Source organism: Alteromonas sp. Cnat2-8 (assembly GCF_022348355.1).
Classification (GTDB): Bacteria; Pseudomonadota; Gammaproteobacteria; order Enterobacterales; family Alteromonadaceae; genus Alteromonas; species Alteromonas macleodii.
Genome location: NZ_JAKREX010000006.1, coordinates 382,858 through 396,880 on the forward strand (window position 1 = coordinate 382,858; position 14,023 = coordinate 396,880).

Genomic DNA, 14,023 nt, shown 5'->3' on the forward strand with positions numbered 1-14,023 from the left:
TTGCTAGAATAAAACTGCTACTTATTCAGGTAAGTTGTCGCAGTTACCGTCTGTACACTCACCATATAAGTAAAGGCTGTGATGCGTTAGCTTCATCTTGTGTTGCTTTGCAATCATCTCTTGGCGTTCTTCGATAATGTCATCTTCAAACTCAATGACCTTGCCACACTTCAAACACACAAGGTGGTCGTGGTGATCTTTGTGACTGATTTCAAATACAGATTTTCCACCTTCGAAATGGTGGCGATTGAGAATGCCTGCATCATCAAATTGGTTTAACACGCGGTACACGGTAGCAAGACCAATTTCTTCACCCTGTTCGATAAGGATTTTGTAAACGTCTTCAGCGCTGATGTGTTGGTTTTCTGGCTCTTGCAGAATTTGTAAAATTTTAAGGCGAGGCAGAGTGACTTTTAGCCCTGCTTTTTTCAATTCTTTATTTTGATCCATTACAACCTACTAAGAACGAGTGAATAAGTATTTGGTGGTTATTATAGGTAAGTTGAAACAATTTAAAAGCAAAACCGTGGAAACTTTGTTTTCTCGCTGAAAATTTATCCATTGCACTGGTGCGATAAAAATTGTTACTTCGATACAGCCCGCATGGTGTCTGGCCTGACCAGATTGTAAGTGCAAGATTTATCTAACAAATGTGCAAAATAAATAAAACTTTTGATGCATTGAATTAACATCCTGTTAAACTAAACTTAAAAAGGCGATACAACCCTTTTTATTTTTTGGCATGTTTTTTTGGTGGAAGTGCCCATGCAGTTAACAATTATAAATAAAATCACGTTAGGCTTTGGCTTATTCGGCTGCTTATTATTACTTACCAGTATTCTTTCCTATTTTGGTCTTAGCGGAATAAAAGATTCTGCACAAGACGTTGTAGAGCAAAAGATGCCAGTTCAGACCAGCATGGTAAAAGTAAAGACTGAGATCCTCTCTTTATCAGTGATTACTGCCAACGGATATCATGTCGAAAATAGAGAAGAGCTGGTCGCAAACAAAGAGACGTTTGATACTTTATCTTCCGCATTCTCTGACGACTTGTCTCGTTTAAACTCACTTATGCCAAACAACGCGGTAGCCAGTAACGCTGTCGACGTTAGTCTAGCCTACGTTAATAGTAGTAACGACATGTATACCGCTATCAACGAGCGAATGAATATCGAGAAGGCTCTTGCTGCACAGCTTGAAAAAGTCTTAATGACGGCCGATGAGGCTAGTGCGTTAATGCTAGATCTTTCCTATTTAGAGGGAAATAACCCCAGTATTGAAACGCTAATTGGTGCGGGTACTGCAATAGACAACAAATTGCTCACAATGAATGATTCATTCATTGAACTGGCTGAAACCGATAACGCTACGCAAAGTGCGAGTATTATTGAAGATTTAGAATACCAATTGAGTAATTTGCAGGTAGATAAAGACTATGTAAATCGTTTGGCCACAGGGGTAGATGATGGCGGTACGATAGCTTCTTTTAACGAACAGTATGATTTACTGATGGAAGCGGTAAACGGCACAAATGGATTAATTGCTTTGCAGCGACAAAAACTTTCTGAAGTAGACAAAGCAGCGAAAGCTCAGAAGGAAGCAAAAGAAGCGTTAGAAACCGCACTTGCCGACATTAATACTTTGTTTGACGCTGTCCAGAAGCAATCTCTTGATGGGCAGAACGCCATTCTTGAATCTGTTCAGGCCAACCTTGTGCGCAATATCATTGTCGCGGCACTGGGCTTGGTTGCTGCAATATTTTTAGCGGTTATTGTAACCCGTAGTATTTCCAAGCCCCTTGGCCGTATCAATAAAGGCTTAAGTCAGCTAAGTAAAGGGGATTTAAGCACCAAATTGCCTCAAGAGGGCAATGACGAGTTTTCTGCCCTTTCCGCAAAAGTGAACAGCCTAACCGATAGTTTACGAGAGCTAGTGGGCAATATATTAGAGCAAGAAAAACGCCTTATAGACATTACAAAAGAAAGCGTAGAGCTGGGTAATAAGAGCTTATCTGAGGTAGACAAGCAACGTGAGCAAGTAACGGTAACGTCTACGAATACAAAACATGTACAGGAAAAAAGCCGCAGCAACCTCGCCCAAATTAATGAAGCAATGGACGCCCTACGCGATATAACAAAGCAAAGTACAGATATTGGTCAATTGGTACAAAAAAGCAGTCAGCAGGTGGGTAATCAAGCCAAACAGGCGGAGTCTTCGGCGCAGATCATTAATCGTTTGGACGACAACTCTCGCAATATTGGCAGTATCTTAGACGTGATTAAAACGATTGCAGAGCAAACCAACTTGTTAGCATTGAATGCAGCCATTGAAGCTGCAAGAGCTGGTGAACAAGGTAGAGGCTTTGCGGTTGTTGCGGATGAAGTGCGAACGCTAGCTAACCGCACCCATGACTCTACGGAAGAAATTGAACAGATGATTGGGAACTTACAAAAAGATGCTGCGCAGGCAGTAAAAGCTATTAATGCAGGGCGCGAACAAGCGCAAGAAGGGGTGGAAATTACCCAGCAAGTATCTCAACAAGTAGAGAGTATTAGAGAAATCATTGAGCGGTTAAGCGATATTAATGAACACATTGTGGCTGATACCGAACAACAAGATGTTTTACTTGGTGATGTTGCGAAAAGTTTGAACCGCATAGTTGCTTTAGCCGACTCCAGTGCGCAAAGCACGCGCCAGTCGAACGAGTCGACAATGTTGTTGGATGCGCAAACTGAGAGCTTGAGAAAAGCAGTAGAGCGGTTTCACCTGTAATCGCTGAATTAGCGTAACTGACAGCAGGCGCAGCTAATTAATTATCAAAAAAAACCGCTCATCAGAGCGGTTTTTTGTATTCTTTTTCGCAGCAGTGCTTAAGCAAGTTCTGCCAAGCAAAGTTCATCGTGAATTTGCTTGCACCACGCTTTAACGCGCGAGTCAGTTAGTTCTGGTTGACGGTCTTCGTCAATACCCAAGCCAACAAAGTGATTGTCGTCAGCCATGCCTTTAGACGCTTCAAAGTCGTAGCCTTCAGTTGACCATTGACCTACTAAAATCGCACCTTTGGCTTCAACGATGTCACGTACCATGCCCATCGCGTCTAGGAAGTACTCTGCATAGTCTTCCTGGTCTCCACAACCAAAAATAGCAACTAGCTTGTCGTTGAAGTCAATTTGCTCTAGTTCAGGAAAGAAATCATCCCAATCGCATTGCGCTTCACCGTAGTACCACGTAGGGATACCAAAGATAAGCAAATCAAATTCAGCGATGTCTTCTTTACTGCTCTTGGCAATGTCTTTAACATCAATTAGCTGTTTACCCAATTCCTTCTGGATCATTTTCGCAACATGTTCGGTATTACCCGTGTCACTTCCGAAAAATAGGCCAACGCTTGCCATATCTAACCTCTATTAATCGTTACTAATTAAACGCCTGTGCTTAGCCAAAACCATTCAATAATGCCCTTCGCAAGAAACCCTAATGCGCCTAAACCTAGCACACCGTACGTTACCACTCGTCCAATAAGTGGCACATCGTTCTTACGCAGTACATCGTGTACAGCAAAACCCATCAACCCAAAAAGGATAGATAAGCCGCCATACAGCATGATGGACTCAATGAGTTCGTAATTTTCTGCAAGCATAGTGTTGTTACTTAAAAAAATCTGGCGCAACTATATCACAGTATATACGCCTGTAAGAGCCTAAAACGTTCAAAAATAGGTAATAATAGTCATTCTCATCTTAAATGATGATGAAAACCCTTCTTTAAGACGATTTATTGAGCGTTCTTTCTACAACGGCGTTAAAGACCGCTGGCTTTTCTGCATGTAACCAGTGGCCAGTACCTTCTATTACATGTGCTTTAGCCATAGGAAAATAACGCGTTATTTCATCGCGATAGGCTGGCGTAATATAATCAGACTCACTGCCCTTGATGAATAATGTTACGCCATCAAATGTTTGATTTGTTTGTTCCCAATCAATAATGTGTGAATAACTTGCAATTAATCCATCGACATTAAAACGCCATTTCCAATCGCCATTTTCATCTTGATATAGGCTCTTCAATAAGAATTGTCGAACGCCTGGCTCTTTCACATGTTTAGCCATTTCTTTTTCAGCATCTTTTCTACTTTGAATTGCATCTAAGGGAACGGCCTTGAGTCCATCAAATACGGTTTGGTGGCTATGGTCGTAAGATACTGGTGCAATATCGGCGACAATGAGGTGAGAAACAACGTCGCCGTGGTTTAAGGCTAATCTCATGGCTACTTTGCCGCCTAATGAGTGGCCTAAAACCGCGCTTTCTCTAATATTAAGCGATTGCATAATCTCGAACACCCCATTTGCAGCATCGTCGACAGAAAATGAAGATGTCCATGGGGATTCACCGTGGTCAGGCAGATCAATGCTGATCACGTTGTAATTAGACTCAAAGTGGCGCTTAATGCCGGCTAAATTATCGGCATTTCCAAATAGTCCATGAATGAGAATCAGCCAGGGAGAGGTAGAAGCGCATTCCGAAAGTTTGTAGTTCAACTTCACAATATACTTATCCGTTTCTGAACATGCTGTTCAAACAAAATAAGGCCTGTAAAAACAGGCCTTGTTTAATTCACAATTTCAATTAATTAATGGCGTAATCGTCGAGTGACTTACCGCTATCTAGCGCTTCTTTATAAACGCGAGGCATGCGTCCTATACCTGTCCAAAGGTGTTCTTCACCCTTGCTATCAACAAGCTTGTATTTAACCGGACGTTTTTTGCCAACCTTTTTGTTTGTTTCTACATTTAATGCCTGTAGATCTTCAACATTTAAACCCGCTTCCTCCATTTGCTTTTTAATAGCAGCGAGCTTCTCTAATTTTTCTTTCTCAAGCTTTTCTTGTTCTACTAATTTTTCTTTTCTTTTCTCAATTATACCGCTAAGTTTTTCTTGAACTTGTTCAAGTTCTTCAATGCTTAATTCCTTAACAGCACCTTGTAAACGTCTTCCATGGGTTAAAATATCTAAAAAATCGCTCATTAATTAACCTTAATACGTTGTACTTAATTTCTATTGGATAATAAATAAAAGTAGCACAAAAAAAAAGCGAGCCAAGCTCGCTTTTTAAAAATATCCGTTAAATAGCAAATTAATACTTTAAATTACATGTTCGGGTAATTTGGTCCGCCGGCACCTTCCGGAACTACCCATTTAATATTTTGACTTGGGTCTTTTATGTCGCAGGTTTTACAGTGAACACAGTTTTGTGCATTAATTTGGAACCGTTTTTCACCTTCCTCTTCAATTACTTCATATACACCAGCAGGGCAGTAGCGCTGTGCTGGCTCTGCAAATTTAGGTAAATTAACCTGCAAAGGAATAGACGGATCTTTTAATTTTAAGTGGCAAGGCTGGTCTTCTTCGTGATTTGTATTAGATAAAAATACAGAAGACAGTTTATCAAAGCTTAACACGCCATCTGGCTTAGGATATGAAATCTCTTTTGCATCTTTCGCTTCTTTAAGCTGTGCGTAGTCTTTATGTTCGTCTTTCATGGTGAAAAACAAATTACCATTAAAGATATTTTGCTCTAGCGTGTTAAATGCGCCACCCCAGAAATTTCCGAGTTTGTGGATAGCGGGGCCAAAGTTACGAGAGCGGAACAATTCGTCGTATAGCCACGATGATATAAATTTCTCTGTAAAGCTTGTTAACTCTTTTACTGGTGCCTCAGCATTTTCTGAAATGGCTTCAAAAATACTCTCTGCTGCAAGCATGCCCGACTTCATGGCCGTGTGATTACCTTTAATTTTGGCAAAGTTTAGCGTTCCGGCTTCACAGCCGACGAGTAAACCACCTGGGAAGGTCATTTTAGGCAACGAGTTAAACCCACCTTTAGCGATAGCTCTTGCGCCATAAGAGACACGTTTACCGCCTTCAAGGTACTGTTTAAATACGGGGTGGTGCTTTAGGCGTTGAAATTCATCAAACGGGCTTAGGTATGGATTGTCGTAGTTTAGGTCTACGATTAGGCCAACGAACACTTGGTTATCTTTAGCGTGGTATAAATAGCTACCGCCTGTTGCATCGTCAAGTGGCCAGCCTGCACTGTGAACCACAAGCCCTGGCTGGTGCTTGGATGGGTCTATATCCCAAATCTCTTTAAAGCCAATGGCATAATGTTGCGGTGAACTGTCTTCGTCCAGCTTAAAGTGCGAAATGAGGTCTTTTCCTAAGTGACCGCGACAGCCTTCTGCAAACACTGTGTATTTAGCGCGTAGTTCCATACCTGGCATGTAGCCGTCTTTAGGTTCGCCGTTTTCACCCACGCCCATGTCGCCGGTAAGTACACCGCCAACACTACCATCTTCATTGTAAATGACTTCAGAGGCCGCAAAGCCAGGGAATACTTCAACACCTAGTTGTTCAGCTTGTTCTGCCAACCAGCGACACACATTACCCATAGACACAATATAGTTGCCATCGTTGTGCATGGTTTTCGGAGTAATAGCGTTAGGTAACTTTTTCGCTGAAGTCTCATCATTAAGTAGGTAAATGTGGTCTTCAGTTACGGGTGTATTGAGAGGTGCACCTTTTTCTTTCCAATCAGGAAAAAGTTCGTTTAGTGAGCGCGGCTCAAACACGGCACCAGAAAGAATGTGTGCACCTACCTCGGAGCCTTTTTCGACCACACAAACCATTAGCTCTTGGTCTTTTTCATTTGCAAGCTGCATAAGCTTACAAGCCGTTGATAATCCAGCTGGGCCGGCACCGACGATGACTACGTCAAACTCCATCGATTCTCGTTCCACGGGAGGCTCCTTATGTTTGTATTTTTATAATGCACTATTGATGAAACAAATAATGCTTTGTGTCAAAAACATGTAAATTAATTGTCGTTTTGCAAGGTAATGCAGGTTGACGTTTACGTCAACAGTAAGTACATTGCAAAGCAGTTTACGTTAACGTTAACTGGCAGTGTATTATAACTGCTCGTAAACGTGGTGTTAACGGCGTTTTAAGGCTAGCCTTTAAAAAACGTACGTTCCACGGATTCTTTTTTAACGTAGAGCACATTGTTAAAGTTTCAAAAAGCGTGGTGAAGTAATACGTTTTTAATTATTAATAGTTAATTATTAATGAAACGTAATAGACACCGACGAACTCAACAATTGAGGTAAATATGAAAATACTCGTACCGGTCAAACGCGCGATCGACTACAACGTTAAGGTAAGAGTGAAGGCCGATGAGTCTGGCGTAGATCTTACCAACGCAAAAATGGCCATTAACCCTTTTTGCGAAATTGCTGTTGAAGAAGCCGTTCGATTAAAAGAAAAAGGTGTGGCCACTGAAATCGTTGTTGTTTCAATTGGTGATAAGAGCTGCCAAGAACAAATACGTACAGCATTAGCCCTAGGTGCTGACCGTGGTATTCAAATCGATACCGACCAAAATCTTGATTCACTTCAAGTGGCAAAGCTGTTATCTAAAGTAGTTGAAGAAGAGCAACCACAGCTTGTTATTCTTGGTAAGCAGAGTATCGACTCTGACAATAACCAAACAGGACAGATGCTTGCAGCACTTACTGGTATGCCGCAGGGGACTTTCGCGTCAGAAGTCGTTGTTGACGGCGAAAAAGTAAATGTAACCCGTGAAATTGATGGCGGTCTTCAAACTGTTGCACTTTCGCTTCCAGCGGTAGTAACCACAGATCTTCGCTTGAATGAGCCGCGTTATGCATCGCTTCCTAATATCATGAAAGCAAAGCGCAAACCGTTAGACGTTAAAGCGGCTGCGGATTTTGGTGTTTCACTTGACTCAAACGTTAAGGTGCTAAAAGTGACGCCTCCGCCTCAGCGCGAGGGTGGCATTAAAGTGGCAGATGTTGCTGAGTTGGTAGACAAGTTAAAAAATGAAGCAAAGGTGATCTCATGAGCGTACTCGTATATGCAGAACACGATAATGCAAGCTTAAAGACTGAAACGCATAAGCTTGTTAATGCCGCGCAGAAAATGGGTGGCGATATTCACGTGCTAGTCGCAGGTGAAGGTTGCCAAGCAGTAGCTGAAGCTGCGGCGCAAATTGACGGTGTTGCAAAAGTACTTGTTGCTGACAATGCTGCTTACAAGCATCAGCTTGCTGAGAACACGGCTGATCTAGTTGTAGAACTTGCTGCTGACTACAGCCACATTGTTGCTGCTGCAACCACGACAGGTAAGAACTTCATGCCTCGCGTAGCGGCTTTATTAGACGTAGCGCAAATCTCTGACATCATTGGTGTAGAGAGTGAAGACACGTTTGTACGCCCAATTTACGCAGGTAACGCTATTGCTACCGTACAATCATCTGACGCGAAAAAGGTGATTACTGTACGAGCTGCATCATTTGATGCTGCAACAACAGGCGGCAGCGCAGAAGTTACGTCTTTAGACGTTGTTAAGGGGAGCGAGAAGTCTGATTTCGTATCGGCAGAGCTGACTGAGTCTGAGCGACCTGAATTAACTGCAGCAGAAGTGGTAATTTCAGGTGGCCGTGGTATGCAAAACGGTGACAACTTCAAGCTTCTTGAGGGCATTGCTGACAAGCTAGGTGCTGCTATTGGTGCATCACGCGCCGCAGTAGATGCTGGGTTCGTTCCGAATGATATGCAGGTAGGTCAAACAGGTAAAATTGTTGCGCCTCAGCTTTATATCGCGGTAGGTATCTCGGGCGCTATTCAACACCTTGCAGGTATGAAAGACTCTAAAGTCATTGTTGCTATCAACAAAGATGAGGAAGCGCCAATTTTCCAGGTTGCAGACTACGGGTTAGTAGGCGACTTGTTTGATGTACTTCCAGAGCTGGAAAATTCGTTGTAAATCGAATTTTAAGGTTTAGCAAAATGAAGATAAAGGCTGCGTATACGCAGCCTTTTTTGTAGGGAATCGTTATAAAATACCTAGAGTAGTTACGGGTATGTTTTTTAATGGAACAATAATTTAAACGCGCACCACTGAGTTGTCTTCTATGCTCACAGGTGAGGGAATATAAGCATCTGCTTCCCAATCGTTTTCCCATTTTTCACCATCGATGAGATAGCGAAACTGGTACTCGTGATCCTTCTCTAAATCCACCGTTAACGTGAAGTCTCCACTTTTCAGTTTCTTCATCGTTAGTGGCTGTGATTTCCAGTCAGTAAAGTCACCACACAACGCTGCTTCTTTGGCGTCTTGCGCCGCTTCCGCATTTAGTCGAAATGTCACTTTGCACAGAGGTTTTGATTTAAGGTATTGTTTCTTAAGACTCATAATGTGTTTTCCCTTCAACGTAGCGAAATCATTCCCGAGGCTACTTCGCATTAAAGACTAAGCTCAAATAACAACCGCCGGTTAACTCATAACCAATGAGTGATTAAATAATCAACGAAAATCTGATAATTATCAATCTTACTTTGTATTCTTTTGATAATTTTTTATATTAGGGCGGCTGATTTTTATGTGTATTTTAAAAACAATTAACAGACACAAAATTTAACAATCTTAAGTGGGCACAATAACCACAAATCAGTACACTAGTGTTGAAACAATAATAATAGATTTTCGTGGGTTATCAGGTGGTATGTGAAAGTGCAATAAATCGTTGCGTCCGTTTCACTCGCGTGGATTTCCTTCGTTCCTAGGGATAGTAAATGAAAAACTCCATCTTGATGAAAAGTGGCATTCCACTAATCATAGTTTTGGTCGCGTTTATCGCCGCGACAGTCATGATCAAATCACGTAAGCCACCAGAGCAAGTACCCGTGGAAATTCCAGCTTTTTTGGTTGAAGCGAAAGAAGCAACAGCAGAGGCCGTGAGCTTTATCGTAAAATCTCAGGGTAACGTTGTTCCACGAAATAAAACTGCGTTAAGTGCGCAGGTCAGTGGCCAAGTAGTGAGTTTGTCTGATGTATTTATAGCTGGCGGTACATTCAAAAAAGGGGATGTGCTGGCAACACTTGAACAAGATGATTATCGCACGGATCTTAAGCTTGCAGAGGCTGAATTAGCTCAAGCGCAAGCAGCGCTTCAAGAAGAAATAGCTCGCGGCAAAGTAGCAGAGCAAGAATGGCGATCGGTGAGTAGCGTTGCACCGCCTGAGTTGGGTTTACGTAAGCCGCAACTGGCAAAAGAACAAGCAAACGTTAAAGCTGCAGAAGCCAAACTAGAGCGTGCAAAACGCAACTTAGCAAGAACGCAAATTACAGCCCCTTATAATGGCATTGTGGTTGAACGTAATATTGACCTGGGTCAGTTTGTATCAATGGGCGCAGTACTTGGTACAGTGTACTCCACCGATACTGCAGAAGTCAGGCTGCCTATTACTGACAGCGATTTAATGTTTATCAATATTGCAGGACAATCCAATGACGGCGCTCCGGTTTCGTTAACGGCCTCTGTGGGCGGTGTGAAACGTACTTGGGAAGGTAAACTGGTGCGTTCAGAAGGTATTTTAGATACAGGCAGCCGAGTAGTATATGCCATTGTGGAAGTACAAGATCCTTACAATCTGAAATCTTCACACAATGCCCCCCTTCGTTTTGGTCAGTTTGTAGAAGCAGAAATCACGTCTCGTCAGAATGAAGAATTGGTGGTGTTGCCTCGTAGCATTTTACGTTTAGACAATACCGTACTGACTGTTAACGATAATCGTGAGATTGAAATAAAGCCTGTTGAGGTTGCGCGTACAACCGCTAAAGAAGTGTTTATTCGTTCTGGCATTGAGCATGGAAGCCTGGTAGTGAGAAGTGCCGTACCAAACCCGTATAATGGCATGAAGGTTCGTCTACCAGGTGATGAGCCAGTGCTATCTGATGCCGCTGAATCGGATGCTAGCGAAGATAACGATAAAGTAGAGAGCACGTCCACCGAAGGTGAAAGCGAATGAGCCGTATTGATACCAATAAAGGGCTTATTGCCTGGTTCGCGCGTAACAGCGTAGCTGCAAATCTTCTGATGTGGTTGCTTGTAGTTGGCGGATTATTTGGTGCCTTCAGTATTCAGAAGCAAGTATTTCCCAATTTCGAGATAGACGTTATTAACGTTCGCGTACCGTATTTGGGGGCCGCACCACAAGAAGTAGAAGAGGGCGTACTGCTTAAAATTGAAGAGTCAATTAAAGACTTAGAGGGTATTAAGCAGCTTAATTCCACAGCCGTTGAAGGTATGGGTACGGTAAGTATTCAGGTGGAAGAAGACTATGATGTTCAATCTTTACTTGATGAAGTAAAAGTACAAGTTGACGCTATTCCGAGCTTCCCCGCAGACACTGAAAAGCCCGTTATTTATCGTCAAAAAATACAACAAGACGTAATTTGGCTCTCGGTTTACGGCGACGCGTCTGAACGGGAGTTAAAAGAGTTTGCCAAAGATTTGCGCGACGACATTGCTAACCTACCTGGTATTTCAAGTGTTCAAGTTGTTGGGGCAAGGGATTATGAGATTTCCGTTGAGCTTTCGGAAGTCGATTTGCAAAAATACAACCTTACATTCGCCGATGTCGTTGCGCGTTTAAGTCAAACCAGCGTCGACTTACCTGGCGGCTCAATTCGCACTGAAAATGGCGATATTCTGCTTAGAACGAAAGGGCAAGCCTATACGGGCTGGGATTTCTCGCAGATTGTTTTAGTAACAAACAGTAACGGCACGCGCGTGACATTAGGTGATGTGGCGTATATCAACGATGGTTTTATTGAAAATAACCAATATGCGCTATTCGACGATAAACCCGCTGTTAGTTTGCGAGTGCGTGCGGTAGGTGATCAAAACGCATTAGAAATCTCTGAGCAAGTTAATACCTATATTGAGAGTCAGAAATCGGAATTTCCGGCGCATATAACAGCTGATACGTGGGGCGACAGTTCGTTCTACTTAGCTGACCGACTTAACATGATGCTGGAAAACATGTTCTTCGGCGCGCTTCTGGTTTTCTTGGTACTTTCTTTGTTTTTAAAAATTAAGCTCGCGTTTTGGGTCATTGTGGGCTTGCCGGTTTGTTTTCTTGGCACCTTGTTAGTTATGCCGCTAGATATGGTTGGTGTGTCTATCAACATGCTTAGCCTGTTCGCGTTTATTCTTGTGCTGGGTATTGTGGTTGACGACGCCATTATCATGGGGGAATCTGCGTATTCTGAAATAGACAAAAAAGGCCATAGCGCTGAAAACGTGATAGCGGGCGTCAAAAAGGTCGCTATGCCAGCGACATTTGGCGTGTTGACAACCATTGCCGCATTCTCGCCCATGCTGATGGTATCTGGGCCGTTTGGAATTATTTGGAAAACCATCGGTATGGTGGTTATCGTGTGCCTTATTTTTTCGCTCATTGAGTCCAAACTAATATTGCCGGCTCACTTGGTGCACATGAAGCTTAAGCCATACGATCCTGAAAAGGCGAACAGATTTCAAAAGTTCCGAGATTTCTTCAGCGAAGGTATTAAGACGTTTATAAACAATAAATACGCGCCATTTTTGGCTACAGCTGTACGAAATCGCTACACCACGGTTGCTGTGTTTATGGCTATGCTGATCCTCACAGTAGGCCTGTTCGGTGGTGGTATTGTACGTTTCGTATTTTTCCCGAATATTCCTAGCGATTTTATGATTGCAAGTTTCGAGCTTGAGCCAGGCTCATCGCTTGAACAGCGTGATAATGTACTGACTACGCTTCGCGAGGCCATGCATCGTATGGATGAAAAAGTAGCTGAAGAGTCGGGTGAAAACGTTATAAAGCACGCCATTGCCTTTGATAACGGCAACCTTGGGGGAGAGATTTTCGCAGAGCTTACCAAAGGTGAAACGCGTACGCTGACAGACTTTGAAATTCAAGACATGTGGCGTCAAGAGTTACCAGAAATCCCAGGTGTTAAGTCGTTTAATATTAGCTCTCCGGGGGGCCCTGGTGGCGGTTCAGACCTGAGCTTTGAATTTAGCTCAAGCGATATTAAGGCCCTTCGTTCGATAAGTGATGAACTTAAAGAAGCGTTGGATAAATACGAAGGTGTTACCGACATTAACGACACCTTCTCAGGCGGAAGCGAAGAAATTCAACTCGCGCTGAAACCTCAGGCTGATGCGCTAGGTATTTCTTTGCGTGATTTAGGTCAGCAGGTTCGCTTTGGTTTCTATGGTGCGGAAGTTCAGCGTATCCAGCGTGACGATGAAGAAATCAAAGTAATGGTGCGTTATCCGAAAACGGAACGTAGCTCTATAGAGCACCTTGAAAACATGCGTATCCGCGCGCCAAATGGACAAGAAATTCCATTTGAGCAGGTGGCGACATTTACAGTTGGTCAGGGCTTTGATTCAATTATTCGTGTCGATGGTAAACGCTCGGTAACCGTAACTGGTGCAGTGGATAAAGCGTTGCTTGACCCGTCAGAAGTAACCAATGATGTGATTGAAAATTTGATGCCGGATCTACTAGCGCGGTATCCCAAGGTGGACTTCCAGCTTCAAGGTAACTCGAAAGAGCAGGCTGACGCTATGATAAGCCTAATGCAGGGGCTTCTATTTGCGCTCTTTGCCATTTACACCTTGCTTGCTATTCCGCTTAAATCGTACAGCCAGCCTTTCATCATTATGTCGGTTATACCTTTTGGTATCGTAGGCGCCATTGTGGGGCATTTGGTACTAGGTATGGCGGTAAGCGTACTTTCTATCTGCGGTATAATTGCGTTGTCTGGGGTTGTAGTTAACGACAGCTTGATCATGGTGGATTTCGTTAACCGTGCGCGCAAAGAAGGCATGTCGCTAATGGATGCTGCTATTAGCGCAGGTACTCAGCGTTTCAGAGCAATTATCCTCACCTCGCTAACAACGTTTATGGGGCTTATGCCAATTGTTTTTGAGCGCAGTTTACAGGCTCAAGTTGTGATACCAATGGCTATTTCATTGGCCTTCGGTATTTTGTTCGCCACGGTGATCACCTTGCTGCTTGTCCCAGCGCTGTACCTTATTTTAAATGACCTTAAAAGCGTGTTTAAAGGTCGAAAACATACGCAAGTTACGACAGAAAGCTAAATA

At 43.0% G+C, this 14,023-nt stretch carries 12 protein-coding genes; 5 read left to right on the forward strand and 7 right to left on the reverse strand.

Features of this window, described 5'->3' with window-relative positions:
* Positions 1 to 21: 21 nt before the first annotated feature.
* Positions 22 to 450: a ferric iron uptake transcriptional regulator gene (gene fur / locus MHN00_RS17540; RefSeq protein WP_014949741.1), complete on the reverse strand. Its 429-nt coding sequence runs from the start codon at positions 448 to 450 to the stop codon at positions 22 to 24.
* A gap of 315 nt (positions 451 to 765) precedes the next feature.
* On the opposite strand from fur, the gene MHN00_RS17545 reads away from it, so the two are divergent.
* A complete protein-coding gene (locus tag MHN00_RS17545; RefSeq protein ID WP_014949740.1) occupies positions 766 to 2,772 on the forward strand; it encodes a methyl-accepting chemotaxis protein in 2,007 nt (668 codons plus the stop codon).
* Positions 2,773 to 2,870: 98 nt separating this feature from the next.
* Here MHN00_RS17545 and fldA read toward each other — a convergent pair whose 3' ends face one another.
* From fldA to MHN00_RS17570, 5 genes are all read right to left on the reverse strand, one after another.
* Positions 2,871 to 3,395 (reverse strand): flavodoxin FldA, encoded by a 525-nt coding sequence (gene fldA, locus MHN00_RS17550; protein WP_014949739.1) that lies wholly within the window; start codon positions 3,393 to 3,395, stop codon positions 2,871 to 2,873.
* A 26-nt stretch (positions 3,396 to 3,421) separates the two neighbouring features.
* Positions 3,422 to 3,640 carry a DUF2788 domain-containing protein gene (locus MHN00_RS17555; protein ID WP_012519093.1) on the reverse strand — a complete coding sequence of 73 codons (219 nt, stop codon included), beginning with the start codon at positions 3,638 to 3,640 and terminating at the stop codon, positions 3,422 to 3,424.
* 124 nt (positions 3,641 to 3,764) lie between these two features.
* A complete protein-coding gene (locus tag MHN00_RS17560) occupies positions 3,765 to 4,544 on the reverse strand; it encodes an alpha/beta fold hydrolase (RefSeq protein WP_239301955.1) in 780 nt (259 codons plus the stop codon).
* An 82-nt stretch (positions 4,545 to 4,626) separates the two neighbouring features.
* Positions 4,627 to 5,025 carry an H-NS family nucleoid-associated regulatory protein gene (locus MHN00_RS17565; protein ID WP_014949737.1) on the reverse strand — a complete coding sequence of 133 codons (399 nt, stop codon included), beginning with the start codon at positions 5,023 to 5,025 and terminating at the stop codon, positions 4,627 to 4,629.
* A 122-nt stretch (positions 5,026 to 5,147) separates the two neighbouring features.
* On the reverse strand, positions 5,148 to 6,797 hold the full coding sequence (locus MHN00_RS17570; protein WP_239301956.1) for an electron transfer flavoprotein-ubiquinone oxidoreductase: 1,650 nt from the start codon (positions 6,795 to 6,797) through the stop codon (positions 5,148 to 5,150).
* A gap of 371 nt (positions 6,798 to 7,168) precedes the next feature.
* On the opposite strand from MHN00_RS17570, the gene MHN00_RS17575 reads away from it, so the two are divergent.
* Together MHN00_RS17575 and MHN00_RS17580 are read left to right on the forward strand one after the other, a co-directional pair.
* Positions 7,169 to 7,921, forward strand: coding sequence for an electron transfer flavoprotein subunit beta/FixA family protein (locus MHN00_RS17575; RefSeq protein ID WP_014949735.1), 753 nt, complete (start codon positions 7,169 to 7,171; stop codon positions 7,919 to 7,921).
* On the forward strand, positions 7,918 to 8,844 hold the full coding sequence (locus MHN00_RS17580; RefSeq protein WP_061095228.1) for an FAD-binding protein: 927 nt from the start codon (positions 7,918 to 7,920) through the stop codon (positions 8,842 to 8,844). The genes MHN00_RS17575 and MHN00_RS17580 overlap by 4 nt, the downstream gene beginning before the upstream one ends.
* Positions 8,845 to 8,964: 120 nt before the next feature.
* Here MHN00_RS17580 and MHN00_RS17585 read toward each other — a convergent pair whose 3' ends face one another.
* On the reverse strand, positions 8,965 to 9,273 hold the full coding sequence (locus MHN00_RS17585; protein WP_014949733.1) for an isoamylase early set domain-containing protein: 309 nt from the start codon (positions 9,271 to 9,273) through the stop codon (positions 8,965 to 8,967).
* A 380-nt stretch (positions 9,274 to 9,653) separates the two neighbouring features.
* Between MHN00_RS17585 and MHN00_RS17590 the strand changes: the two genes are divergently transcribed.
* Both MHN00_RS17590 and MHN00_RS17595 read left to right on the forward strand, forming a co-directional pair.
* A complete protein-coding gene (locus MHN00_RS17590) occupies positions 9,654 to 10,889 on the forward strand; it encodes an efflux RND transporter periplasmic adaptor subunit (protein ID WP_039236077.1) in 1,236 nt (411 codons plus the stop codon).
* Entirely contained in the window at positions 10,886 to 14,020 is a 3,135-nt protein-coding gene (locus MHN00_RS17595; RefSeq protein ID WP_239301957.1) for an efflux RND transporter permease subunit, read from the forward strand. The genes MHN00_RS17590 and MHN00_RS17595 overlap by 4 nt, the downstream gene beginning before the upstream one ends.
* The last annotated feature ends 3 nt before the right edge of the window (positions 14,021 to 14,023 follow it).

What these genes read in the sequence shown, in the direction of transcription:
- fur (WP_014949741.1), bottom strand. Translation starts at nt 450, where the DNA reads ATGGATCAAAATAAAGAATTGAAAAAAGCAGGGCTAAAAGTCACTCTG.
- MHN00_RS17545 (WP_014949740.1), top strand. Translation starts at nt 766, where the DNA reads ATGCAGTTAACAATTATAAATAAAATCACGTTAGGCTTTGGCTTATTC.
- fldA (WP_014949739.1), bottom strand. Translation starts at nt 3,395, where the DNA reads ATGGCAAGCGTTGGCCTATTTTTCGGAAGTGACACGGGTAATACCGAA.
- MHN00_RS17555 (WP_012519093.1), bottom strand. Translation starts at nt 3,640, where the DNA reads ATGCTTGCAGAAAATTACGAACTCATTGAGTCCATCATGCTGTATGGC.
- MHN00_RS17565 (WP_014949737.1), bottom strand. Translation starts at nt 5,025, where the DNA reads ATGAGCGATTTTTTAGATATTTTAACCCATGGAAGACGTTTACAAGGT.
- MHN00_RS17575 (WP_014949735.1), top strand. Translation starts at nt 7,169, where the DNA reads ATGAAAATACTCGTACCGGTCAAACGCGCGATCGACTACAACGTTAAG.
- MHN00_RS17580 (WP_061095228.1), top strand. Translation starts at nt 7,918, where the DNA reads ATGAGCGTACTCGTATATGCAGAACACGATAATGCAAGCTTAAAGACT.
- MHN00_RS17585 (WP_014949733.1), bottom strand. Translation starts at nt 9,273, where the DNA reads ATGAGTCTTAAGAAACAATACCTTAAATCAAAACCTCTGTGCAAAGTG.
- MHN00_RS17590 (WP_039236077.1), top strand. Translation starts at nt 9,654, where the DNA reads ATGAAAAACTCCATCTTGATGAAAAGTGGCATTCCACTAATCATAGTT.
- MHN00_RS17595 (WP_239301957.1), top strand. Translation starts at nt 10,886, where the DNA reads ATGAGCCGTATTGATACCAATAAAGGGCTTATTGCCTGGTTCGCGCGT.